The sequence below is a fragment of the Terriglobus saanensis SP1PR4 genome (assembly GCF_000179915.2).
Taxonomy (GTDB): Bacteria; Acidobacteriota; Terriglobia; order Terriglobales; family Acidobacteriaceae; genus Terriglobus; species Terriglobus saanensis.
On record NC_014963.1, the window covers coordinates 4,835,298 to 4,859,877 of the forward strand.

The following is a 24,580-nucleotide window of genomic DNA, read 5'->3' on the forward strand; positions in this document are numbered from 1 at the left end:
TAATCTGCGTCGCGTTTCTTTGTCGCGTCTCTACTGCGTACTGCGAGAGTGTTATGCCTTGTCGTCGTGGTCTTGCGTAAGTGCGTGTTCACGACCGAGCTTTGCGTCTTTGCGGAACATAAGGAACATGAAACTGCCGAGCGAGGCCACCGTAATCATGCCTCCGAACTGCACCACACGAGCGACGATCAAACTATGTTTGTTGCGCTCGGGATCGTAGTGATAGCAGTACGTAAGAATGTTGGCGACCGGCGAACCAATCTTGTTGCCTGAGGATTCAATGAGGCCGAGAAGCATGTCCTTGGGCGAATACTCGACCCCCATGTAGTACTGGGCGACCTTGCCTTCGGGAGTGACGAGCTCGATGGAACTGGCGTGCGCGTACTGGTTGAGCACACCGTCCGGGCCGGGAACTTTGACATAACCGAAGCCGATGGCCGAAGCGAGGGCATCGATCGAAGCCTGGTTGGTGGTAGTGAGGAAGTGCCAGCCGTTTTCGGTGCCGGGGCGACCGTAGCGGTGGGTGTAGATGGCCTTCTTCTTTGCAGCTTCCGCCACCGTATCGTTCGGGTCGATGCTGGCGATGATCACATCGAAGTCTGTACCCGGGTTGAGCTTAACCATGGCAAGCGACTGAACGAGGCCGTCGAGCTCTTCCGTGCAGAGCATGGGGCAGTTCAGGTAGACGAGGGAGACGACGGCGGGCTTCTTGCTCTGCGACCCAAAGTACGTTCCGAGCGTCACGGCCTTGCCGGTCTCGTCCGTAAAGCTGGCCGAAAGAGGAAGCTCGCGGTTCAGATGCTGATCGACCTTTGCTCCCTTGAGTACCGAGGGAAGCTCGTTGCCGCTGTTTTCACCCGTCTGCTTATCGCCGTAGGAGGTCACCTGTGCGTGGACACAGAGCGGCATGAGCGCAATCGTGAGAAGCGCCGTGCCAAGTGTCGAGATGTGTCCGCGCAGATTCAAGCTGATCCTTCTTACTTCTTTGTCGGTGAAACGGTTTCGCCGCTGGCTTCATTGGCGTACTTCATCTTCTGTTCGCGTGACTCAATCTGGTCGATCTCGAATCCGGTGCGAGCAAAGCCGTTGGTGAGCGGTGCATGGATGGTACGGTTCGTCTCGCCAGCCATCAGGGTCTTGGCTTCTGCGGGGGCTCCTGCCGGAGCGGGAAGACCGCGCTTGACGATCGCCTCCATGGCCTGATCGATCGGGATACGAATACTGCCGTCGGTTCCGGCCGTGGTGTGATCCAGCAGAAGATCTTCGCGAGCGTGCAGATCGCTGGTGGACTGATTACTGTCATCCGCGTCGAGGCGGGGGGTGGGGAAGCTCTGCGCCAGACGGGCCGATTCCTTCTGCTCCATATACGGGTTTGTCGGCAGATTGACACGCTTGTGATCGACCGCAGGGCTTCCACCTGCGGTGACGGCCTGTGGCGAAAGCTTGGCTTCGTCCCCATCCTGCTTCAGGAGACCATAGTTGATGGCCTTACCCATGGCGAAGCAGAGAAGGAAGAAGACGACGAGGAACGCCATGAGGCCCGCGAGGAAGACCACGACACCGCGTGTATTGACGTCGGTGGTCTCGTATCCCGGATGCTCTGCGTCGAACTTCTCCGACGGATGCGGCTGCGGTTTGCTCATGCCGTGCTCATCCTCGTATTCACTGGGGCGGTTCTGATTCTCAATGGGCATGTTCTGCCTCCAGGATCTCGGCGGTGTGCGGATCGTTGAGAACAACGACCGGGCGTGCCATGAGTTGCGTCAGGTAATAGGCCATCCAGAGCGCGATAACCGCGACCGGGACAGTAATGTAGGCGAAGATACCGAAGTTGCCGGCCAGGTGAAGGTTTCCACGCGCGCCGGGGAAGTTCGGTTCAATCAGCCAGAAGAGATCGAAGGCCTTGGCGAAGATCATCCAGCCGGTGAGGAAGAGCATCTTCTTGCGGCTGTACTTGAAGTCGCGGCTCAACAGGCAGCAGAACGGGATGACCCAATGGAAGACGAAGTCGCAGGTCGTGATCACCCACCAGCCGCCGTGCGTCCGGTTGAGGTACCAAGGAATCTCCTCGGGCGAGTTGGCGCTCCAGATAATCAGGAACTGCGCGAAGGCCAGGTAGATGTTCAGCATGACGAAGCCGAGCATGAACTTGCCGAGATCGTACTGCTCGGTCTTGCGCAGAATGGTCTTGTACGGCTCGTACTCCGCCAGGCGGATCGAGGTGTGAACGCCAAGGGCGAGCACCGCGTAACCCTGACCGACGAGGAACAAGAAGCCCCAGACGGTGGAGTACCAGGTAATGTCCAGCGCCATGATGAGATCGATGGCAGCAATCGAAAGCATGATGACGTAGATCAGGATGCCGATGCCGGAGATGTTTTCGGCCTTAATGCGCCAGTACTCAAAGCTCTTCAGGGTGCCGCGATTCGGATCGGCGTCGCGCTGCAGGCTCCACTTGTTCAGGAAGAAGCCCCAGAGGAGGATGAAGCCGAAGACAACCGCCATCTGGATGCACACTGAAACCGGGCTGAGCATCGCCCGCTTGTAATCCAGGGCATGCGCTTCGCCTTCGGTGAGAAGATGACCGGCGAGTGCGTTGCGAACGGCGTCATAGCTGGTGTAGCGGGCCCAGAGCCAGAGGTGCTTGCCGAAGGCGATCAGCGGAATGAAGAGAAGGACGAGCAGGGGCGTGGTGCGCGTCATCGCTTCGAGCGGACGGCGCAGAAGCAGACCCCACTTACCACCGGAGACGTATTGCAGCATCAGCAGGCAGAGACCGCCGCCAGCGAAGCCGAAACAGAGCATGAATCCGAGCAGGTAGCCGCGGAGCATGTGGTTGCGGCCCTCCGAAGTGAACGCGAAGACGACCGAAAGCAGCGCGAAGAGGGCGGCGACGATGAGGGCGCGTGTGCGCCAGACCGCTACCACCGCCGGAGCGCTGAGGTCCGCAGGAAGTACGCGCGGGCCATGGTAGGCGTGCCCGTGTGCGTCGTGCCCGATAAGTTCGTTTCCGTGTGCCATTCGGTCTCTCGTCCGCCTTCTTGTCGCTGATGCTGCTTACTGCCTGCTACTTGGTGCTATCGGTTGGTGCTGCCGGGTGCGTTCAGCTTCACGTTGTTCGCCGAGCCTGGCGCCGGCTTTTCCGCGGTTACCGGTCCTGGCTTTGCAACCACTGCGGGTCCCGTGGGGTGGCTGTTGACCATATCTTCCCCGGGGATACCGTTGTCCTGGTTATTCGGCGTGCCGTAGACCGCGGTCGAGGGAAGGGTCCACTCGGCCGCGAAATCGCGGGGAAGGCCTTCACGCTCGGCAACATCCTCGAGCTTTTCTACCTTGGCGCCAGACTTGATATCTGCCGTGGTTGCGTGCTGCGAAAGCTGCAGCGCGCGAATGTAAGCTGCGATGGCCCAGCGGTCTTCAGGCGTAACCTGCGCGGCGTAATCCGGCATCGCGCCGTAGCCGTTGGTCATCACGTTAAAGAAGTGGCCGAGAGGCGCAGAGCGCAGGCGGTCCGTATGGAAGTTGCCCGCCGGACGATAGCCACGCTGCACGATCACGCCGCCGCCGTTGCCGACGCGCGAATGACAGGCCGCGCAGTAGATGTTGTAGCGCTCCTGTCCGCGCTGAAGAAGCTCAGCGTTGACCGGGAAAGGCATACCATCGCCCTCTTTGCCGTCGACCATACCCGTCAGCATGTAGCTATCGGCATCGGTCTGCGAGCGGGCGATCGTGTTCTCCACCTGCGGGCGCGCACCGCGGCCGTCGGCGTAAAACGCGCTTCCGCGCTGCGGATAAAGCTTAGGCTGGTCCTGCATGTCCTGACGGCAACCGGTCAGGAGGGCAGCGGACGCGATGGCCGATGCTGCGGCGATCCGCTGGAAAGAGTTCAAGGTCACAGCTCCACCTCCACCACACTCACAGCGTGGAACTGCTCAAGAAACGCGCGTGTGTCGTTCGCGTCGAACTGTGGGTCGATCGCTTCCAGGCAGAGGAAAAACTTGTTGTCCGTCGCGCCCAGACGAAAGTTGGGGGCGTTGAAGAGGGGATGATAAGGCTGCGGCAGACCGTTCAGCGCAAGCATGCCGAAGGCCGCCGAAAGTCCCGCGAAGAGAATGGTCCACTCGTAGGCCGGGATGATAAACGCAGGCCACGAGAACAACGGACGCCCCGCAATGTTAAGCGGGTAAGCAATCGCGGAAACCCACGTTTCCATCAGGAAGGACGTGGTCAAACCGAGGAGTCCGCCCATCAAGGTCAGCAGGGGTACGCGGTTGCGGTGTACATCGAGCGCTGAGGCCGCCTCTTCCACCGGATAGGGGGTGTAGCACTCCATGCGGCGGTAACCCGCATCGCGTGCAGCTTCGGTCGCGTGCACCATGGCACCCGGCGTATCGAATTCGGCCAACAGACCGTAGACTCCCTCACGCACCAGCATCAGGCCGTCTCCTCAACAGTTTCTTCCGCGTCGATCCCATGGATCTTGGTCGCCGGAAGCATCATCTTGATCTCGTTCATAGGAATCATCGGAGCGAAGCGCACGAAGAGAAGGAAGAGCGAGGTGAACAGGCCCATCGTTCCGATGAAGAGCAGATAATCCCAGCGTGTGGCCTTGTACGTACCCCAGCTGGAAGGAAGAAAGTCGCGGTAGAGCGAGGTCACAACGATGACGAAGCGCTCGAACCACATACCGATGTTCACGATGATCGACAGAAGGAACAGGTACGCAACATTGGTACGAAGCTTGCGCCACCAGAGCGTTCCGAGCGGGATCGCGATGTTGAAGAGAATCAGCAGCCAGTAGCCCCAGCCGAGGGGACCAAACATGCGGTTCCACATCATGAACCACTCCCAATGGGAGGCGGAGTACCAGGCCATGAAGACTTCCATCGCGTAACCGTACGCAACGATCAATCCCGTGCCGAGCATGACCTTCGCCATATTGTCCAGATGACGAACCGTGACGAGATCTTCCATGTGGTAGAACTTCCGGATCGGAATGGCCAGGGTCAGCACCATGGCGAAGCCGGAGTAGATAGCACCAGCAACGAAGTAAGGCGGGAAGATCGTCGTATGCCAGCCGGGAAGAGCAGCAACCGCGAAGTCGAAGCTGATGACCGTGTGTACCGAAAGTACGAGGGGTGTAGAGAGACCCGCAAGAAGCAGCGACGCCGTCTCATACCGCATCCAGTGGCGGGTCGAACCGCGCCAGCCGAGAGACAGAAGACCGTAAGCGTACTTGGCGAAGGGAAGCTGCGCCTTGTCGCGAAGGGTCCCGAAATCCGGCACCATGCCGATGTACCAGAAGACCACCGAGATCGTTGCGTAGGTCGAGACGGCGAAGACGTCCCAGGCCAGCGGCGAACGGAACTGCGGCCAGACGTTCATCGTGTTTGGCAGCGGAAGGAGCCAGTAACCGAGCCACGGACGGCCGACGTGCAGGATGGGGAACATACCCGCGCAGACGACGGCGAAGATCGTCATGGCTTCCGCGAAGCGGTTAATGGAGTTACGCCAGCCCTGCTTGAAGAGCAGAAGGATGGCGGAGATCAGGGTGCCGGCGTGGCCGATACCGATCCACCAGACGAAGTTGATAATCGCGAATCCCCATGCACCGGGAATCGTGACGCCCCAGATACCGACGCCCTTCAGGACCAGCCAGGTGACGGCGATCACGAAGAGGGTCGCGATGCCCGACGCCACGATCAGGCCGAAGAACCAGCCGAGCGGGGTGTGCGAGGTAAGCACGACGCGCGAGATCTTCTCCGTGACCGACTTGAAGGTGTGGCCGGGAGCGATGACAGCGAATTCGCCTGTGACCGGGTCGATCATAGGATCGACTGCGGGATCGTGGTGCGGCGGTAGAGGTTTGGTCGCCATTATGCCTGCTCCAATGCCGGGTTCGGGTTAATCACGCCTGCCACATAGGTGGTTCGCGGGCGATAGTTCAGATCGCCGAGAACAGCGTAGTTGCGCTCTTCGGCCTTACGCTTCGCGACCTTGGAGCCCTTGTCATTGATGTTGCCGAAGGTGATGGCGTCCGTCGGGCAGGCCTGCTGGCATGCCGTGATGACTTCTCCATCGCGAATCGCGCGACCTTCCTTGTCCGCCGTGATCTTGGCCGACTGGATACGCTGCACGCAGTAGCTGCACTTCTCCATGACGCCACGCGAACGAACGCTGACATCAGGATTGCGCATGAGCTTGGTGCTCTCCGTCTCGTAATCCGAGTACAGGAGGAAGTTGAAGCGGCGCACCTTGTAGGGGCAGTTGTTCGAGCAATAGCGCGTGCCCACGCAACGGTTGTACACCATGGTGTTGATGCCTTCGGGCGTATGCACCGTGGCGCCCACCGGGCAGACCTGCTCGCAACCCGCGTTTTCGCAGTGCTGGCAGAGCATCGGCTGGAAGTGGGCCTTGGGAGCGTGGAGGTCGCCTTCGAAGTAAGTATCGATGCGCAGCCACTGCATGTTACGGCCGATCTTGACCTGCTCGCGGCCGACGACGGGGATGTTGTTCTCCGCGTAGCAGCTGACGATGCAGGCGTTGCAGCCTGTGCAGGAGTTGAGATCAATCGCCATGCCCCAGGCGTTCTGGATCTGGCCGGAGCTCTTGTCGACGTTGTCGTACTTCCACGCGTCGGGGAAGAGGCTCATCTCCTTTTCCGGTGTCTCGCGCATCGCGCCAGCGCCGGTCTTTAGATTCGTCGGGGTTCCGAGCTCTTCGTGCGCAAAGTTGGGGTTCGCCTTCACCTCGTCGAGGGTGGCATAGCGGATGATCGACCGCTCCATCGCTTCGTGGCCGCCGAGGGAGACCGTACCGGGCTCGACGGGGTGAGCGAGATCGCTCTGCGCCGTCTTTCCACGGTTATCGAGCGAATGGACCGAGGTGACGCAAAGATCGTGCGTACCTTCTGTCTTGCGCGCCTGCAAACCGCCCTGCGAGAAGGGAGCATCCGAGGTGCGGAGAACGTAGCCATTGGATCCGACACCCTGACCGACACGGCCAAAGTTGCGGCCCAGGCCAAGATGCACGGTGATCACACCCTGAGGATGGCCGGGAACGACGAGCGGGGGAATGACCAGCTTGCGGCCGTTGAGTTCGAGCTCCAGGAGCTCCGTCTCTTCGGTCTTCAGCGCGGCCATCGTCTCCATGCTCATCAGAGCGGCGTTGTCCCAGGAGAGGTGCGTGACCTGCTTGGGCAGCTCCTGCAGCCAGCCGTTGTTCGCATAACGGCCGTCGTAAGTAGAGGTGTCCGCCTTGAAGTTGATCTCGTAGCCACCGGCAGTGGCCGGTGCGGTTGCGACGACAGTGGAAGCCTTCGGTACTCCCGACTTCGGCGTGAAGGCGGTGCCTTCAACCCAGCCGTCGTGGAGAGACTTCTTCCAACCAGTAGCGAAGTCGCCAGTGATGTACGTCTTCGCGGCGATCTGGACCGCATCGTAAGCCGTGGCGGTCGCGTCCGGAAGCAGCGCCTGGAGAACGTTGTGCGCGGAAACGCCGTTATAGAGAGGATCGATCAGCGGCTGAATGATGCTGATGGTTCCGTCGTAGGAGCGCGCGTCCGACCAGCTCTCAAGATAGTGCGCCTGGTTGATGTGCCAGGTCGTTGAGACGCCGGTCTCATCTACATACATACCCAGGTGGGCAGAGTTGGGGACCTTGGTGAGGGCAGAAGAGAAGTTGAGGTCGGCGGGAGCGCTATAGACCGGATTCACGCCCATGATGACCAGCCACTTGACCTTGCCGGAGTTGATGTCCGCGACGAGCGACTTCAGCTCGGCGGTCTGCTCCGTGGGGAGTGCCGCGACAGGCTGCGTATAGACGACCGTCTTGCCGATAGCTCCGATGGCGGAGTTGAGAGCGTAGGCGGCAGCGTGGATCGCGGCGGAAGACTGCGGTCCGGCGATGACGACCGCGCGACCGGAGGACTTCTTGAGGTCTTCGACAACCGTGGTAAAGAACTTCTGAACCTCTGCGTCGTCGAACTTGCCCGATCCAGCAGCGAGCGAACCGGCAAACGATTCAAGATCGCTCGGCTTGAGACCGAGGCGATGCTCGGCCTTGAAGCCCGTAACCGTAGGCATGCACTCTACGACGTAGAGGCGGTTCATCGTCTTGCCCTCTTCGTAACGGTGACGCTCGGCGTAGGCGCGAGAGACCGGGAGGAAGCCGGGGAAGGCGTTGGACGAAAGAAAGTCGGCGTCGAGCGAAAGGATCACATCGGCGTCTTCGAGCTTGTATTGCGCGTCGGTGTACTCACCGAAGGCAGCCTTGGAGGCGGCGCGAGCGCCATCCATATTAATGGCGTCGTACTGGACCAGCTTGGCACTCGGATACTTGGCCTGCACTTGCTTCCACTGTGCGGCAAGGGTGGGCGAGGTGATCGTATCCGTAAGGAAGTAAACACCTTCGCCGCTTCCAGTTGCCTTGACGGCGTCAGAGAAGGTTCCAGCAAAATCACCAAAGGTCGAATTCACGGTCAGACCGGCAGCGCGCTTGACAACGTGCTGCGAACGGTCCGGATCGTACAAGTCGAGGAGCGACGCCTGCGTAAAGAGGTCCGTCTTGCCCAACGACATCGGGTGTTCGGGGTTTCCGTCGACCTTGATGGGGCGGAAGGCGTCCGTCTTGACGAGAACGGGAACCGCACCGGTCGGGAAGGGATACGCCGTAGCAAAGAACATCGGCTTTCCGAGGACGAGGTCTTCGGGCTGCTTCACGTACGGGAAGATCTCTTCGTCAGGCTGCTTGGTGCAACCGGTCATCCCGGCAAGGGCGAGCGATGCGCCCATCACCTTCATGAAGCCCCGGCGAGAGACGCCGTCGGTCAGCTCACTGGCCTGACGGGGAAACTCTTCGCGCAGCATGGCTTCAAAACCGGGATCCTCGGCGAGATCGTCGAGCGAGGTCCAGAAACGCTTGCCCTTCTTTCCGGCGAGGCGGGCCTGCACTTCGGCGAGGGTGAGCTTGGCCGGGGCGATGCTGGTAACCACAGTTGCGCGCTGAGGCGCACTCGACATCGATGTAGCTTCTGGCATTGCGTTTCCAATCACTTCAGAACTAGGCGTCGTACTCATCGGTGGCATACCTCGCAGCTCTGCAGCTCGTTTGGCGTGCGGATGTGGTACTTGTCCGTGAGATAGACCCCGAGATCGCGCTGCGAGGTGAACTTCTTGTAGCTTGCCGGCATGATGATGCCGGGGCCTGCATCGGAGTAGGTTCCGGGACCGCCGATCGGGAAGGGGTTCATTCCCGGACCCGTCGTCGGTTGACCCTTGCCTGCGGCCTTCATCTGCAGGAAGGCCACTTCAGGATTGCTCTTGGACGGATCCTTCGTCACGCAGTTGACACGCTGTGCCGTGGGTCCGTTGGAGCCGGTATCGGCGCACCAGACAGGTTTGCTCTCGCTGGGGCCTGCCCACGCCATGTTGTAGATCTCGGAGGTCGGGCGAAGATTCTTCGCCGGATCGCGATGGCAGTTCAGGCACCACTCCATCTGGAGGGTGTTCTCTGCGTACATGAGGGGCATCTCGTCGACACGGCCATGGCAGCTTGCGCAGCCAATACCCTTGTTCACGTGGATTTCATGATTGAAGTAAACGTAATCCGGAAGATCGTGAACACGGATCCATTTGATAGATTCGCCTGTGGCCCAGCTAGTCCGTACGGGCTCGAGCATGGCGGCGTTGGTCCAGATCTGCGCGTGGCAGTTCATGCAGGTCTTGGTAGGAGGAATTCCGGCATAGGAAGACTTCTCGACCGAGGTGTGACAGTACTGGCATTGGAGGCCCAGGCCTTCGACGTGGTGGCGATGCGAGAACGGAACCGGCTGGTCGGCCCGCTGGCCCTGCCGCGTCACCCACGGGGATCGCTGCAGCTGGTTCAACGCCACGCCCAGGGCTACGACGATCAGACCTGTCAAAACAAGGCCTGCCCGAGCCAGGGCGTTCGAACTGCGGTCAAAAACTTGCGCCATGAGTACGTCCTGCTTCCTCTGCGTCTAAGGAAAAATCATTGTTCAAAAATCACGATTCAAAAACTGCTACAAACTCTTCACTACCTGCTACCGAACTACCTTGCAAACCGTCTACACCACACCATTGCGGTCAACCGGATTGTTCGCGCGGCAACATGCAGCGAAGAAATACATCCGGGAGATTTCAATATATCAGCGCAACGGAGCTGATTTGCTCCATCGGGAATGCAGCGCTAGTCGTTTTCTTTCATCGACTTTCGATAATCGAACTTACAGCTGTGACGCCGATCACAACATCTTGGATGTAAGTGCCGAAGAGCCTTGTATTACCGCTATATCTGCTGTTTTCGTCAGGTATCTGAAGCGGTAACTAAGCCTAAATTAGTCCGAGTTCAATTTATTTTTTGTTCATCTTGTTACTTAGGATTTGCTTTCCCCCACCATCGGAAATCACGAAGGCTTGCGCCGGAAGCGACGGGGCTTTACCAGCTTCGGTCCAGAGAAAGATGCGCTGCGGCCCTGTCCATTTCTGAAGGAAGCTCGCGTCGTCTTCGAAGATCTTTGGAGCGTCACTGAAGAAGCTGCCGTACCAGAGATTGGCGGAGTGCCCGTGCAGGATGTGGATTGGCTCGCCGCCGTTAGGCCCCGGACGCTGCAGGTAAAAACCGAGCGTAGAAGCAGCTTCATACTCGTCATTGAGGACGATCAGATCGCCGCGACGGATCTCGCGTGCGATAGCGAGAGCGTGTGTCTGCGAGGTCAGCACGGGCGAAAAGATCTGCAGACCCATGTGCGCGGCGATCAGGAAGAGATAAGCCATTCCAGCGAGCGCGAGGTTCGCGACGTGCGGCTTATACCTGCGTCGTGCCCACCAGCAGGCATAGCTTCCGAAGAAGAGCGCAACGGCGGTCAGCACGAGTGGAACGCGAAATGCCCCCATGGCCTGCGCGTTGAGATCGAGGAAATGGCCGAAGGAGAGGGCGTAGTCGCCTGGATTCTGTTGAAGCAGAGCAGCCAGATCGAGACCGGGCGAAGGTGGTTTGGCGTGGAGCACAAAAAACGTGCAGGCAATGGCCGCAGTCGACCCACACACCAGCAGGACAACCGAGATGTGTTGCCCCGCCGTTACCAGGCCTCCGGGTAGCTGGAACTCCTCCGCTTGACGGGCCTCGTCGTGAAGCCACTTGGCGATCAGAAGTGCGAAGGCGGGCAGGGCAGGAAGGACGTAGTACTCCTGCCGCGTGGAAAACGAGAAGAAGACGAGCGGAAGGAGCGCCCAGACGCCAAGCAGAAGACGCGCGCGCCCTTCTTCGTTCATGCCCTTTCTCCGCAGAGCATTGCGCCAGGGAACAGAGGCGATGGCTTTGAAGAGAAATGCGCTCCAGGGCATCAGCCAGATGAGGATGAGTCCCCAGAAGAGAACGAGCGGCACGGTGTCGTAGTCGCGTGGAACGCGGAGGTTGAGGTAGCGGAGGACGTGCTCGTTCATGAAGTAGAACCAGGTCCAGCCGTGCACGTTGCCGAGGGTAGGAAGGGGGACGTTCCAGTGTCCCCCGAGATGATTGAGCCCGAGAGGATGCCCCTCAGTCGGGTTATGCAGCCCCGCGAGGATGTGCCACGGGGCTGCGACGGCGAGGAAGACCAGCAGCGTCGGCACAAGATGAAGCTGCAGCAGGCGGTTTGCAGTTCCCTTCACGCCGCGCGTTACAAGGAGATACAACAGCACGATACCCAGGGGGAAGACGAGGCCGATGAGGCCTTTGGTCAGAATGTTGAGGGCGCAGGCGATACCGAAAAGAAGACATGGCGCGAGCGTCGGCCTGGGCTGCTCTTCGGTGTGCCAGAAGGCAGCCAGCGCAAGCGTGAGCCAGAGGCAGACGATAGCGTCCGGAATGAGGATTCGCGTAAAGATAAACAGGCCGAAGCTGGAGAGCAGGATCAGCGCGGCGTAAAAACCGACGCGTGCACTCCGGAAGATGCGGCGGCCGAGGCCTTCGACCGTCAGCAGCAGAGCGAGGACGTAAAGCGCGAGCGGCAGGCGCGCCGCGGCCGCGTGGACGCCGAAGAGGCGGAAGCTTGCCGCCATACTCCAGTAGAGGAGCGGCGCCTTTTCCAGGTAGCGGATGCCATTGGCATAAAGGGTAACTGGATCGTGCCTCTGCACCATCTCGCGTGCGACCTCGGCGTGGACGGAGTCAGCGTCGTCCAGCAGAGGTGGCGTGACAAGTGCAAACGTGGCATAAAGAACGAACCACAGCGCAATGAGGACCAAAAGATTCCGACGCGACTGTGGAGGTGTGTTCATACGGAGAAGTGTAGTGCGACGGCTTTCGGCGATTTGTAGTTGTCTCGAAAAAATGGGACTGCGCTACAGCATTGGAATGGGAAAATGACTTCTCATCTCCGCCCTAGTCTTTGCACGGTCGCAATCGATAGATTTCTTATGCGTACACAAATGCGCCGGGGAGTTTTCTATGCGCTTCAGGGCCCTTTTATATCTTGCTGCCACCCTCTTTTTTTATCCTCTCTCTGCCAGAGCGGATCTCATCGGAGACAACATTCATGTGTACGAAAACAATCCGATGCAGGCAACGACCAAAGATCTGGGATCCATCTTCGCGCCGGGCAGCGGAAGCAATGCCCTTTTGGGTTTCGTGACCTATGAGGTAACGGGCGATCAGATCTCTCTGCTCTTCAACGTGCCCAAATCGTTTTATCTTGAAAGCCGGTCTTTTACCTTCGTCGATACAAGCAAAGATCCCTGGATGGACCTTGTTTCCATGGATGCGCAATCGACTCCTCTCTTCGGTCAGGATGGCTCCGTAAACCAGCCAAGGCCTCCGATCATCACCTTCGACACTTCCAGCGTGACGTTTACGTTTGGAGATGTGGTGATCCCTCCTGGCAGTAAAGAGATCTTCGATCTTGACTTCCGCGATCCGGTCTCTGCTACACCTGAACCTGCCTCTCTCCTGCTGGTTGGCTCCGCCGTTCTTGGAGTGCTGGGTATGGGTAGGCGAAGATTTTTCGCGCGATAACGGTTTCTACTTTGTCATCCCGTAGCGAAGCGAAGGGATCTGCTGTTTATTTCCTGACAAATCAGATTTGTGCGCTCCGCGCGACCCCATCCTTTCGCAAAGACGCGAAAGAATGGGGCACGGGCCTCTCTTCTCGCCTTGTGTGGCGACGGTCACTTTACGGCGAAGCTGAAAATGCTAACCTCAGCTTCGATGAAGTTGCGGAACGACAAGCCGGATGGAACGCCTCAGCCACCAGCGGAGATGATCTTTGGGGAGTGGTATCCGGCGTTGCGAACAAACGCGCTGTCCAAAGGGAAGACCCTGACGGCCCTGCTGCTCGGTGTGCCTCTGCTGCTGGGGCGCAAGAACGATGGAAGCATCTTTGCCATGCGGGACCTCTGTCCGCACAGGGGGATTCCCCTTTCGGCGGGTTGGTTCGATGGCGATACGGTGCAGTGCAAGTACCACGGTTGGAAGTTCGAACCCTGCGGCGGCCAATGCGTGGAGATTCCTTCGCTGACGCAGATCGACGCGCTGGAACCCACGAAGATCTACGCCGGGGCGTATCCCTGCGTGGAGCGCGATGGACATGCGTGGGTCTACCTGCCGGAGGCGGGCGCTGGCCGGATTGCGGACCGCTCGACACTGCCTGTCGTGCCCGAGGTTCCGAAGTTTTCGACCAAGTTCCGAACGGCGCATCTCTCCGCAGAACTTCCCTGCAACGTGGACCACGGCATCATCGGCCTGATGGACCCGGCGCATGGGCCATTTGTGCACCAGGCATGGTGGTGGCGGTCACAGGCCTCGATTCACGAAAAGAAGAAGCTCTTCGTGCCGATCGAAGAAGGCTTTCGTATGGCCTCGCATGCGCCGAGCGCAAACTCCGCTCCGTACAAGCTGCTGGGCGTCTATGGCAGCGAGATCACGACGACGATCGACTTTGTTCTACCGAATCGGCGCTATGAGACCATCCGTGCCGGAGAGAAGTGGTTCGCCTCGCTGACCACCGTCACGCCCGTGACTCCGGCGACGTGCCGCATCGATGTAGTGGCCTGCTGGAATATCTTTTACGGGGTCCCGTTTGTGCCTGCCATCGCGAAGTACTTCGGCGCGAAGTTCGTCCGGCAGGACCAGGAGACGATGATCGAACAGGCCGAGGGCTTACGCTTCCGGCCAGCCATGATGTTGATTGACGATGCCGACCTGCCCGCGAAGTGGTACTTCGCCCTGAAGCAGCGCAGGCTTACGGGCAAAGGGGAACATCCGCTGGCAGGACCCATGGAGCTGCACTGGCGAAGCTGAACGTTCGCTGGGTCTTAGCGGTGGAAACCGTGAAAGAACCCGTAGGCGAAGAGCAGAAACGCCATCAAGGTAAGCAGGAGCATGATGCTGATGAAGGTTGTCGCGCGCGCCTCCTGCTGCGGCGTGGGCCTTGTAATCCCAAAGACATCGATAAAGATACTGACGAGCGATTTGACCGGATGCATGATGTCTATCAGAGTGCTCCGCGAGACGCTTCGATGCAAGCCCCCTATAGGGGTGTGGCCGGTGCGAAGGCGGAGACGCCCGACTCCGTCACCAGACGCTCCGTGTCCAGGTTGAGCGCTTCGCCGAGACGCATCCAACTTGTGCGCCATTCGCTGGGCCAGTAGCCGGAGCCGCGGCGGAGAAGGTCGTTCCAGATATTCTGCGCCTGCCAGAGGTCGACCTCAAAAGGCAGGTCGCGGAGGGTTTCGGCGATATCCAGCGTCTGCGCGATGGCTTCCGCGGGATGGGTGGCATCCGCGCCTGCTTCCAGGCGATGCATGGCGCGCTGCATGCATGCAGCAGCGGCAAAGCTGAGTTCGGCTTCATTGAGCGTGACCTTGTCCTCCGTCGCCCGCCGGAGCAGCGAAGCCACCAGAACGGAGTCGAAGGGATCGGTTTCGAGCGCCTGACGAAAGCTGGCGTTCAAGGCAAAGCCTGCCGCCAGGGCCAGCGCGGGAGGAGACTCCATGCCAGCGCGGGAGAGGAAGCGCAGAAGAGACGAATGATCTTCGTAGATGGTGCGAAGACTGGTTTCCACCTCGATCACCGTTGCGTCCAGAATACTGCGCAGAATACGCTGCTGTTCGTCGTGGAAGAGAGAGGTCAGCGAATAAGCTGTCTGTCCGAAGTAGCGGTCGATAAGGCGGATGACCTCGGGGAGATTGGCGCTCTCCATTGCGGTGTGGACGTTCTGTTCAAACTCCGCAAAGGCAACCTCCGACGCCTCGGTATACGGGCAGACGGCGGCGGAGAGGTTCTGGTCGCCGAGATGAAGCACGGCGAAGCTGACCTCCTCCTGCTCCTCCGTGATGCGGCTGCGAATCTCCGCGCGACCGATGGCGAGGCGTCCGCGCCCGGAGGTGAAGACCTCTTCCGAAATGCGGCGGACGTCGAAGCAGAAGAGTCCGCCCTCTTCCGGATAGGGCCGGAAGATCGAGCTGATGGCGTAGTGCGCTCCTACCTGCTCCAGACCGATAAACATCTTCTGGACCCACTGGTAGTAGACCTCCGCGCCATCCGCCGGAGTCTTGATGTTGCTCTTCGCCTCTGCCAGCGTGGCGAGGAAGGCGTCCTGAATGGGCGTTGCCACCTCTCTACCGAAGAGCTTGTGCGTCAGTTCAAGGACGCGTCCGGCATAGGCGATGATCTGCACGGTCTCGATGCCGGTGATGTCGTCGAAAAACCAGCCGCAGGAGGTGTACATGAGCTGGGTGTGGCGCTGGAGCTCCATCAACTCCCAGGCGCGGACACGCTCTTCCGCTGTCAGTTCATGCGTGCCAAACTCCGCAAAGTAGCGTGCCTCGTTCTCGGTGGAGCGATTGAGGATGATGCGGATGTACGCGTCGCGCGCGGCCCAGACGTCGTGGAAGAAAGTTCCGCCGAGCTGGTCCGTGAGCGGATCGACAGCATCACGCAGACGATCCAGCGCATCGCGAAGCGGCGCCCTCCACTTCTGGTTCCAGCCCGGCTTGCCGCCGTTACAACCGCAGTCGCTCTTCCAGCGTTCCACGCCGTGGGCGCAGGACCACGAAGAGTCTTCGACGACGCGCGCCTCCATCCGTGGAGGAAACTTCTCCAGAAACTCGGCGTAGTTGGTCAGCTTTGCCAGACCTTTGTCTTCGAGATAGTGCATCGCATAGGCGAGCGCCATGTCGCCGTGCTTGTGGTGATGCCCGTAGCTTTCCCCGTCCGTCGCGATGTTCACGATCTGCGGAAGAGGTTTTCCGTCTTCCAGGTATTCGGTCTCATGAAAGCGCGAGACGAGGCGCTTGCCGAAGTCCTTGCCAGAGTCGAGCACGCCTTCAAACGCGACAGCCCGGGAGCCATCACCGTCATAAAAGAAGACATCGATGGAGCGGCCCTCGGGCAGTTTCACGAGGTACGGCGTATTGGCATTCACGACACCGCCCGTGACATCCGTCCACTCCGCCTCAGGTGCGCCTGCTTTCGTGAGCGGACGTACTGCTGCGGCCTGCAGCGGTGCAAGGACGGTGAACTTGATCCCCTCCTGCGCGAGCAGGTCGAGGACGTCGTGATTGACGGCGGTCTCCGCCAGCCACATGCCTTCCGGCTTGCGTCCAAAGCGGAACTCAAAGTCGCCGATACCCCAACGAATCTGCGTGAGCGCATCACGGCGGGACGTCAGCGGCATGATGATGTGGTTGTAGACCTGTGCCATGGCGGAGCCGTGACCGCTGTAGCGGTCGGCGCTGGCCTTGTCCGCGTCGAGAATCATGGTGTACGTGCGCGGCGCAAACTCCTGCAGCCAGCTCAGCAGCGTAGGCCCGAAGTTGAAGCTCATCCGGGCGTAGTTATTCGTAATGCGGACGATCTTGTTCTCTTCGTTGAGGATGCGCGAAGCGCCGTTGGGCGAGTAGCACTCCGCCGTGATGCGCTCGTTCCAGTCGTGCCAGGGCGCGGCGGACGATTGCGACTCTACCGTTTCAAGCCAGGGATTTTCGCGGGGTGGCTGATAGAAGTGACCGTGAATGCAGACATAGCGCTCACCCAGTGCAGCGGGGGAGACATCAGCGCGGGATTTCAATCGACGTGTGCGGGCCATCTGTCCTCATGCAATACGGAGCGGAAGGTGAAACAAAAGAGTTCAGGATTTCTGAAGCGTACGATTCATTTCGGCTGTAGTTGTTTGCCCGCTGCCAGATCGCAGGCGCGGTACATGTACCAGCTTGCCACGGATCGGAAGGGACGCCACTTCTCAGCACGCTTTTCGATGACAACTGCTTTGGGAAGGTCGCGGGGAACGACCTTGCCTGTCGACTTAAGGCCAAGAAAAGTAAGGGCAAAGCCTTTGCGCACTCCATAGTCGTCCACGGGAAGAACGTCCGGACGGCCAAGGCGGAAGATCAGCATCATCTCCACCGTCCAGCGGCCGATGCCGCGGACCTGCGTGAGGTGTTCGATGATGGCCTCGTCGTCCATACGGCGGATCTTCGCAAGCGTGGGCACGGTGCCGTCGAGAGTCTTGGCAGCGAGGTCGCGGAGGGCAAGCGCTTTGTTATGCGAGAGACCCGCGCCGCGCAACTGCTCGTTGGGGCAATCCAGAAGATGCTCTGGCGAAGGATGAAGGCCGATGCCGCAGACGGGATGGAAGCTTTCCAGCAGGCGGCGATGGATCGTAGCCGCAGCCTTGCCGTGAAGCTGCTGGAAGACGATGGCCTCCGTCAGTGCTTCAAAGGGCGACTGTTGCCCCGCTGTACGCATGGTGAAGGCACCAGCCCGCGCGATGAGGCGGCCCAGCTTGGCGTCGCGCGCAGTCAGGTGCGCGAGGGCTGCTTCGGTATCGTAAGGTGGCTTGCGCGTGCGGGCTGGATGGCTTTCCGACATGAAGGGGATGCTAGCAGAGAGGTTAGCTCCGGTGAAGAATGCCTCGCCGCAGATGAAAGCGTTCGCCGCGCCAGACGACCGTATCTCCCGCATAGCTCCACGCCCAAAGCAGAAGTCCGATGCAGTCACGCAGCGGCAACAGCCAGATGTCGCGGAGGACCTGTTCGTCGCGCAGGATGCCAACACCAATCGAAAGCGCCACGGCCACCCTTGCTAGCAGAGCCACGGAGAGCAACGTGAAGCTCCAGAGCTCGAAGCCGCTGGCAACGCACGTAGCCAGCGCCCACGCGATCACGTACGTAACGGCGACACCAAGGTATCCCGCGCGGCGCGAGTCGCGCACAGAGCGCATCCACCGCAGCTGATGGTCGCAGAAGCCGCGCAGTGTATAGCGCGGGACGATGGTCTCCACGATCTCTGGCACCAGCTCAATAGCGTAACCTGCGCGATAGATCCGCGCTCCAAGTTCGTAGTCGTCCGCGAGATGTTCTGTGAGGGGAGCGAAGCCGCCGATTTCTTCCAACACAGTACGCGGCATGGCGAGCGTGGAACCGAGGCCAAAGCGGAGGCCGCCTTCCAGCATGCGCGCGGTCAGGACGCTGGGAAAGAACTCCGTGGCGATGCCTAGGGCTTCAATACGCGAGAGCAGGCCATGGCCCTTGGCCGACGCGCCGAGATACGGCGTGGTGACCATGCCGACCTTCTTTTTTCCGCGCGGTGTGAAGCCTGCGACGACGCGCGCCAGGTAGTGCGGAGAGACGAGAATGTCGCTGTCGTTGACGAGGAGGATCTCGCCGAGGGCGTGCGGGAGCATCTGCGCCAGATTGCTCACCTTGCCGCTGGTGCCGAGGCGTTCCGGGCACTCGAGGACACGGATCGCAAGCTCCGGAAACTCCGCTCGAAGGCGGTCGATCTCCGCCACGGCGGGGTCTTCCAGAGACGAAACGCCGAAGAGGATCTCGTACCGTCCCGCATACTGCTGCAAGCAGTGTGAGCGAAGTCCGGCGTACATGCGCGCGTCCACGCCTTTGAGCGGTTTCAGCAGCGTGACGGTGGGAGCCGTCGCAAGAGCGGTGAGCGGATGCGCGCGCCAATGGTGCGTAAAACTGCGACCCGCGCGGAGCGTCAGCACCATGTAGACGAGGCCCGCAAGCGTCATCAGGGCGCAGAAGATGGAGACGGCGATAGCGATGTGCGCGGCGAGGTCGGGGGCGATTTCAGTGGAAGGAGTCACTGAGGTAAGGATACGGGATCGCCGTTGCGAAGGAGACCATCGTGACTTCCAAAAAGTAGCACTTTTACTCAACCAACCCCGTCATTTCGACCGACCGAAGCAAAGCGAAGGGAGCGGAGAAATCTGCTTTTGCCATGTGCCAAAGGCACATCAGATCGCGCTTTGCGCGATAAACAAAAGCAGATCTCTCCACTTCGGTCGAGATGACGAAAATTATGGGTTCGAGATGACGAAAATTATGGTCGTATGACGGACATTACTGGGTCGAGATGACGGACATCATGGCCGGAAACTTGGCTACTCGTAGCGCAGCGCTTCGATGGGGTTCAGGTTCGCCGCCTTCCACGCAGGATAGATACCGAAGACGAGGCCGATGGTGCAGGAGATGAGAAACGCCGCGATCACCCACGTCGCAGAGAGCAGCGCCGGAAGGAAGAAGTGCATGCCCAGGACGACGAAGCAGCCGATGGTGACGCCCAGCAGGCCTCCCACGGCGCAGAGGGTCATCGCCTCCAACGTGAACTGGTAGAGGATCGTGCGCTTGGTCGCGCCGATGGCTTTGCGGATGCCGATCTCGCGCGTTCGTTCCGTGACGGAGACGAGCATGATGTTCATCACACCAACGCCGCCCACCATCAGGCCGACGCTGGACAACGCAAACATCAGGATGAAGAGGCCACCGGTGAGCTGCGTCCACAGGCGCGTCAGCGCGTCGGAGCCGAACATGGCGAAGTTGTCGTCCTGGTCGGACTTCACCTTGCGGCGCGCGCGGAGGACGTCGCGCACCTCTTCTTCCACCGCCGGACGGTTCATGGGATCGTCGTATTTCAGGCTCAACCAGTAGTCGAGCACCTCGGGATGGAGCTTGTGGAAGGTGGTGATGGGGAAGAAAGCGAAGTCGTCGTCGGGATTCTTGCCGCTGCTGAAGGCCTGTTTGAGCGTGTCGATCTGCCCAATGACGGTGAAGGTCATGCCGTTGACGGTGATCTCCTGGCCGATAGGATCGAGGCCGGGAAAGAGCGTCTCCGCCGCGTCATGCGCGAGCACGGTCACGTTGGCAGAGCGTTCTTCGTCCATCTGGTTGAAGAAACGTCCGCGCACGATGTGCCAGTCGTTGACGTCGCGCGAGGTCCAGGATTCGCCGCCGAGCGGAGCGTTTTCCACCTTATGCCCGTTCGCTTTGAGGATGGACATGCCTGCTCCACCGAAGGCGTCGAAGTTCTGATAACGCAGCGAGGCGGCAACGCTGGCGACGTGCGGCAGATGCATCAGAGATTGCGCGTCCTCATACGTAAGCTGCTTGCGCAGAAGCATCGCGGGCGTGGGACGCTTCCCAAAGACCTCGAAGCGGAAGATCATGAGCGTGTTGGTTCCCAGCTCGGAGATCATGCCGTTCACGTTATCGTTCAGGCCATTGATTACGCTCGACATGATAATGACCGTAATCACACCGATGACAATGCCGAGGATGGTAAGACCGCTGCGCAGCTTGTTGGCGCGCAGCGTGTCGAGCGCCATTTTGATCGTTTCTTTCTGGTCGCTAAGGCGCATTACATATCACTCCTGAGCGCAACGATGGGATCGAGGTCCGCCGCCTTGCGTGCCGGGTAGACGCCGAAGAAGATTCCCGTCACCGTACTGACGAAGAGGCCAACGAGGATGCTCCAGATCGCGACGTTAGCTGGAAAACCGGCAACAATGGTGACTCCGTACGCCACGAGGACACCGCCGAAGACGCCGATGATGCCTCCCACGAGAGACATCAGGGCGCTTTCGATAATGAACTGCGCCATGACGTCCTTCTTGCGCGCGCCGAGGGCCTTGCGAATGCCAATCTCGCGTGTGCGCTCGGTTACGCTGACCAGCATGATGTTCATGATGACGATACCGCCGACGACCAGCGAGATCCCCGCCGCGGGAATCGCAATCGCCGCGAACCAGCCCGTAATCTGCTTCATGATGGTGGCGAAGGCGTCGTTCTGGTCCAGATTGAAGTCGTCATCGGAGCCGGGAATGTCGTGGCGGAAGGCGCGCATGAGTACGCGCGTCTCTTCCATCGCGTCCTGCATGGCCAGGCCGGAGCCGCCGCGCGCCTTGAGGAAGATCGTGACCGACTTCTGCAGGCCGTAGCTGCGTTGAAACGCGGGCAGAGGAACGGCAACCCAGTTGTCCTGGCTCTGCCCTAAGGTCTTTCCCTGCTTCGCACCCACGCCGACTACCGTGTACGGAACACCGTCCACGCGGATCTCTTTGCCGATGGGATCCTCGCTCTTCAAGAGGTTTTCCTGAATATCGGTACCGATGATGGCGACGTGCGCGGAGTGGTCTTCTTCCGACTGCGTAAAGGTGCGGCCCTGCGCGATGTCGAGGTTGTTGAGTACAGGCATGCCACTGGTCCAACCCCGCAGAGCAACGTCGGTAACGGATTCGGTACTGAATTTCACCGTGCCGCGCGTCGTCTGCTGTACACCGATAAGAGCGCACTTGTGGCACTGCTCCACCAGCCAGCGGTAGGCGTCCACCTGGACGTTTTTACGTTTCTGGAACTTGGTATAGTCCTCGAAGCTGGTGATCGCCGTAGGCTGCTTGCTGACGGTGAAGACGTCGCTGCCGAAGGTGTTGAGCTTCTGGTCGACATAGGCGTTCGCGCCGTTCACCAGCGTGACGACAGCAATAACCGAAGCGACGCCGATCATCACGCCCAGAAGCGTGAGGACCGTCCGGAGTTTGTTGGCCCAGAGCGACTGCAGAGCGAGTTTGAAGGCTTCTTTTAGATCCATGGGGCTAAGTCCATTGCGTTCATCGGCGGTTCTACTTCTGGGAACGCGGTTTCTGCATGTCTGGGAGCACTCCTAGCGTATGCGAAATCTCCCTCTCTCAGGGAACTGTCTTGAGCGAATGTGCGCCGTTGCTCTGGTTGTGGGAATCTAAGAGCAGACATGAATCTCCTCAAACCAGCCGTCCGGGTCGGCGGCAAGTTTCAAAACCCTGTCCCAACCGAAATGTCGGCCTTGACCATGATGCCCCGCCTTTTGGTGGCGGCGATTGCGGCACGGGCCGAAGAGAGCGTTCCAAAGATCCCCCTTGGGCCCTTCGTGACCGATCCGGCGGCCTTCGCCGTCCCCTCCGCAACCGGCCTGCGCATCACCTGGCTGGGCCATTCGTCGCTGCTGGTGGAGATCGATGGCACAAACCTTCTGATCGATCCAGTCTTCAGCGAACGGGCCTCCATGGTGCAATGGGCAGGACCGAAGCGGTTTTTCCCTCCCCCGCTGCGGATCGAAGACCTGCCGCGCATCGACGCCGTCCTGCTCTCGCACGATCACTATGACCACCTGGACGCACCCGCCATGCCCTTACTCGTGGAACGCACGACGGAGTTTATTTGTTCCCTGGGCGTGGACGAGCATCTGCGACGATGGGGCGTTCCCCCCAGCAAGATCCGGGCGATGAACTGGATGGATTCCATCACCCTCCCCAGCGGCCTGAAGATTACGGCGCTCCCTGCGCGGCACTTCAGCGGCCGCAGCCTGCGGCGCTTCCGGACGCTCTGGTCCTCGTTTGTTCTGCAGGGGTCGAAACATCGCGTGTACTTTGGCGCGGATTCGGGTCCGTGGCCGGGATTCCGCCGCATTGGCGAAGAGTTTGGGCCATTCGACCTGGCCATGGTGGAGGTCGGCGCATGGAACAAGCTCTGGGGGGCCATTCATCTTGGGCCGGAGAATGCGGCGTTTGCCTTCCGCGATCTGCAAGCGCGCGTGTCCATGCCAATCCACTGGGGACTCTTCAATCTGGCGCTGCATGCCTGGTTTCAGCCAGCGGAGCAGATCACGCAGCTGGCGCTGGCGAGGAACAAGCCGCTCTTCATGCCGGTGCCGGGCGTACCTACGGATGTGACGGGGTTCAACCAGAACTCGCTGTGGTGGCGGCGGTATATGACGGCGAAGTAGCCGGTCCCGCGTATACTCGACCCTGAGCAGACGGACCGGATGATCGCCGCCAGCGTTCGCAAGAACAACGGGGGAGGAAAGTCCGAACTCCGCAGGGCAGTGTGCCGGGTAACGCCCGGGATGCTGGTTTCAAGACCAGCAGACGGCAAGTGCCACAGAGAAGATACCGCCCCTGGCAACAGAGGTAAGGGTGAAAAGGTGCGGTAAGAGCGCACCGCGCAGGCAGTAATGCAGGCGGCAAGGTAAACCCCACACGGAGCAAGACCAAATAGGCGGGAAGAGGCAGCAATGCCGAACGCGCTGGCCCGGCGCGTCAAACTCGCGGGTAGGTCGCTTGAGCCATGCAGCGATGCATGGCCTAGAGGAATGATCATCGACCGGCAACGGTTACAAAATTCGGCTTACAGGTCCGTCTGCTCAAATCATTCTTAGATGTCGATCGAAATCCAATACCGGCCGGGAACCCCCGGCGACCTCTCCGCGGTGAATGCCGTAGAAGAGGCATGCTTTCAGCCCCCCCTCCGCTTTTCGAAGGGCCTGTTGCGGCGAATGCTGCGCGACGACCTGAGCCTGGTAGCCCTGAGCAGCAAAGAGATCGCCGGCTTCGTCATCGCCAGCCTGGAAACAGAAAACTCCCAACGTTTCGGCTATATCGCCACGCTGGAGGTCCTGAGCGCCTATCGCAGGCACGGCGTGGCACGGCATCTGCTCATGACGGCGGAAGACCTTCTACGCAACGAGGGTTGCCGTTATGTCGCCCTGCACGTAGCCATGAATAACGTCGCAGCGATGGCCCTTTATGCCAGTTGCGGCTACGAGTCTGTGGGCACAGTGGAGAAGTTCTATCCAAACGGTACGGACGCGGCGCTGATGGTACACCTGCTTTAGCCCGTAGTCCCAAAACCACAACGCGGAAGATTACGAAGGCTCGACTGCCAAAAGGTTGAGCAACAGCTGTGCGACCTTGATTTACCCTGCTATCACCATGCGCCTCCATCCCACTATGACGTTTGAGCAGTACAAAGCGACCTACCTGGCTCTCATGGCAGAGAAAACAAAGGTAAAGCAAAATCAATCCTGGAAAGGCTACGTGTCGATCGCTCTCGCATGCCTCGCTATCGGTCTCGCACCACAGCTTCCTGCAGCGCGCACACCCGTTTTCTCGATCTTTGCGGTGTTCATCCTCTATTCGGTTGCATGTAAACCGCTTGCAAGGCGCGCTCAGGAAAAATGCTTAAAAGCTATCTACGATGAAGAGCAAGCCAAACTCAACGACCAGGTGCTCACCATCGACGAGTCGGGCGTCTCGTGCGATCAAAGCAAGGGACTAGCCACCTCACACCAAACCTGGCCCGCGTTTATTAAGCGCATCGATACGCCTGACGCCTTCGTCTTCCTGCCCTCCCCGAATACCTTCCTCCGCATCCCGAAAGAGCACCTGACTCTGGCAGATCAGCAGCTTATTCTGGAATGGAGTTCAAGGCCGCAGGGCTTGGGTAACTCCACGCAGCTGCCAAAATCGCAATAG

At 59.8% G+C, this 24,580-nt stretch carries 20 protein-coding genes and 1 other RNA gene; 6 read left to right on the plus strand and 15 right to left on the minus strand.

Annotated elements, in window-relative coordinates:
- Positions 1 to 51 precede the first annotated feature (51 nt).
- The 9 genes from ACIPR4_RS20175 to ACIPR4_RS20215 all read right to left on the minus strand — a co-directional run bounded on the left by ACIPR4_RS20175 (position 52) and on the right by ACIPR4_RS20215 (position 12,248).
- Positions 52 to 966 carry an SCO family protein gene (locus ACIPR4_RS20175; protein ID WP_013570520.1) on the minus strand — a complete coding sequence of 305 codons (915 nt, stop codon included), beginning with the start codon at positions 964 to 966 and terminating at the stop codon, positions 52 to 54.
- Between the two features lie 11 nt (positions 967 to 977).
- The gene (locus ACIPR4_RS20180; RefSeq protein ID WP_013570521.1) at positions 978 to 1,694 is read right to left on the minus strand and encodes a hypothetical protein; all 717 of its coding nucleotides are present in this window, start codon (positions 1,692 to 1,694) and stop codon (positions 978 to 980) included.
- Complete coding sequence (locus tag ACIPR4_RS20185) at positions 1,684 to 3,021, minus strand: hypothetical protein (protein WP_013570522.1); 1,338 nt, start codon at positions 3,019 to 3,021, stop codon at positions 1,684 to 1,686. Before ACIPR4_RS20185 ends, ACIPR4_RS20180 begins: the two co-directional genes overlap by 11 nt.
- Before the next feature lie 56 nt (positions 3,022 to 3,077).
- A complete protein-coding gene (locus ACIPR4_RS21945; protein ID WP_013570523.1) occupies positions 3,078 to 3,896 on the minus strand; it encodes a c-type cytochrome in 819 nt (272 codons plus the stop codon).
- On the minus strand, positions 3,893 to 4,435 hold the full coding sequence (locus tag ACIPR4_RS20195; protein WP_013570524.1) for a DUF3341 domain-containing protein: 543 nt from the start codon (positions 4,433 to 4,435) through the stop codon (positions 3,893 to 3,895). Before ACIPR4_RS20195 ends, ACIPR4_RS21945 begins: the two co-directional genes overlap by 4 nt.
- Positions 4,435 to 5,877, minus strand: coding sequence for an NrfD/PsrC family molybdoenzyme membrane anchor subunit (gene nrfD, locus ACIPR4_RS20200; protein ID WP_013570525.1), 1,443 nt, complete (start codon positions 5,875 to 5,877; stop codon positions 4,435 to 4,437). Before nrfD ends, ACIPR4_RS20195 begins: the two co-directional genes overlap by 1 nt.
- A complete protein-coding gene (locus ACIPR4_RS20205) occupies positions 5,877 to 9,038 on the minus strand; it encodes a TAT-variant-translocated molybdopterin oxidoreductase (RefSeq protein ID WP_144312502.1) in 3,162 nt (1,053 codons plus the stop codon). Before ACIPR4_RS20205 ends, nrfD begins: the two co-directional genes overlap by 1 nt.
- A 35-nt stretch (positions 9,039 to 9,073) precedes the next feature.
- Complete coding sequence (locus ACIPR4_RS20210; RefSeq protein WP_013570527.1) at positions 9,074 to 9,976, minus strand: cytochrome c3 family protein; 903 nt, start codon at positions 9,974 to 9,976, stop codon at positions 9,074 to 9,076.
- Positions 9,977 to 10,373: 397 nt separating this feature from the next.
- Complete coding sequence (locus ACIPR4_RS20215) at positions 10,374 to 12,248, minus strand: phospholipid carrier-dependent glycosyltransferase (protein ID WP_245536396.1); 1,875 nt, start codon at positions 12,246 to 12,248, stop codon at positions 10,374 to 10,376.
- 202 nt (positions 12,249 to 12,450) lie between these two features.
- Between ACIPR4_RS20215 and ACIPR4_RS20220 the strand changes: the two genes are divergently transcribed.
- Both ACIPR4_RS20220 and ACIPR4_RS20225 read left to right on the plus strand, forming a co-directional pair.
- Positions 12,451 to 13,014 (plus strand): PEP-CTERM sorting domain-containing protein, encoded by a 564-nt coding sequence (locus ACIPR4_RS20220; protein WP_013570529.1) that lies wholly within the window; start codon positions 12,451 to 12,453, stop codon positions 13,012 to 13,014.
- A gap of 174 nt (positions 13,015 to 13,188) precedes the next feature.
- Positions 13,189 to 14,298: a Rieske 2Fe-2S domain-containing protein gene (locus tag ACIPR4_RS20225; protein WP_245536397.1), complete on the plus strand. Its 1,110-nt coding sequence runs from the start codon at positions 13,189 to 13,191 to the stop codon at positions 14,296 to 14,298.
- 14 nt (positions 14,299 to 14,312) lie between these two features.
- On the opposite strand, the gene ACIPR4_RS22865 is transcribed toward ACIPR4_RS20225, so the two are convergent.
- The 6 genes from ACIPR4_RS22865 to ACIPR4_RS20250 form a co-directional block, all read right to left on the minus strand.
- The gene (locus tag ACIPR4_RS22865) at positions 14,313 to 14,483 is read right to left on the minus strand and encodes a hypothetical protein (RefSeq protein ID WP_013570531.1); all 171 of its coding nucleotides are present in this window, start codon (positions 14,481 to 14,483) and stop codon (positions 14,313 to 14,315) included.
- Between the two features lie 44 nt (positions 14,484 to 14,527).
- A complete protein-coding gene (locus ACIPR4_RS20230) occupies positions 14,528 to 17,086 on the minus strand; it encodes a DUF3536 domain-containing protein (RefSeq protein ID WP_013570532.1) in 2,559 nt (852 codons plus the stop codon).
- A 65-nt stretch (positions 17,087 to 17,151) separates the two neighbouring features.
- Complete coding sequence (locus ACIPR4_RS20235) at positions 17,152 to 17,868, minus strand: DNA-3-methyladenine glycosylase family protein (RefSeq protein ID WP_013570533.1); 717 nt, start codon at positions 17,866 to 17,868, stop codon at positions 17,152 to 17,154.
- 22 nt (positions 17,869 to 17,890) lie between these two features.
- Positions 17,891 to 19,102, minus strand: a complete 1,212-nt coding sequence (gene hpnI / locus ACIPR4_RS20240) for a bacteriohopanetetrol glucosamine biosynthesis glycosyltransferase HpnI (protein WP_013570534.1) — start codon at positions 19,100 to 19,102, stop codon at positions 17,891 to 17,893.
- A 297-nt stretch (positions 19,103 to 19,399) separates the two neighbouring features.
- Entirely contained in the window at positions 19,400 to 20,653 is a 1,254-nt protein-coding gene (locus ACIPR4_RS20245) for an ABC transporter permease (protein WP_013570535.1), read from the minus strand.
- Positions 20,653 to 21,882 carry an ABC transporter permease gene (locus ACIPR4_RS20250; protein ID WP_013570536.1) on the minus strand — a complete coding sequence of 410 codons (1,230 nt, stop codon included), beginning with the start codon at positions 21,880 to 21,882 and terminating at the stop codon, positions 20,653 to 20,655. The genes ACIPR4_RS20245 and ACIPR4_RS20250 overlap by 1 nt, the downstream gene beginning before the upstream one ends.
- A 159-nt stretch (positions 21,883 to 22,041) precedes the next feature.
- On the opposite strand from ACIPR4_RS20250, the gene ACIPR4_RS20255 reads away from it, so the two are divergent.
- The 4 genes from ACIPR4_RS20255 (at position 22,042) to ACIPR4_RS20265 (ending at position 24,580) form a co-directional block, all read left to right on the plus strand.
- Positions 22,042 to 23,052 carry an MBL fold metallo-hydrolase gene (locus tag ACIPR4_RS20255; protein ID WP_013570537.1) on the plus strand — a complete coding sequence of 337 codons (1,011 nt, stop codon included), beginning with the start codon at positions 22,042 to 22,044 and terminating at the stop codon, positions 23,050 to 23,052.
- A gap of 27 nt (positions 23,053 to 23,079) precedes the next feature.
- Positions 23,080 to 23,472, plus strand: an RNA gene (gene rnpB, locus ACIPR4_RS21965) — RNase P RNA component class A.
- A gap of 12 nt (positions 23,473 to 23,484) precedes the next feature.
- Positions 23,485 to 23,940, plus strand: a complete 456-nt coding sequence (locus ACIPR4_RS20260; protein WP_013570538.1) for a GNAT family N-acetyltransferase — start codon at positions 23,485 to 23,487, stop codon at positions 23,938 to 23,940.
- 154 nt (positions 23,941 to 24,094) lie between these two features.
- Positions 24,095 to 24,580 carry a YcxB family protein gene (locus ACIPR4_RS20265; RefSeq protein ID WP_222829245.1) on the plus strand — a complete coding sequence of 162 codons (486 nt, stop codon included), beginning with the start codon at positions 24,095 to 24,097 and terminating at the stop codon, positions 24,578 to 24,580.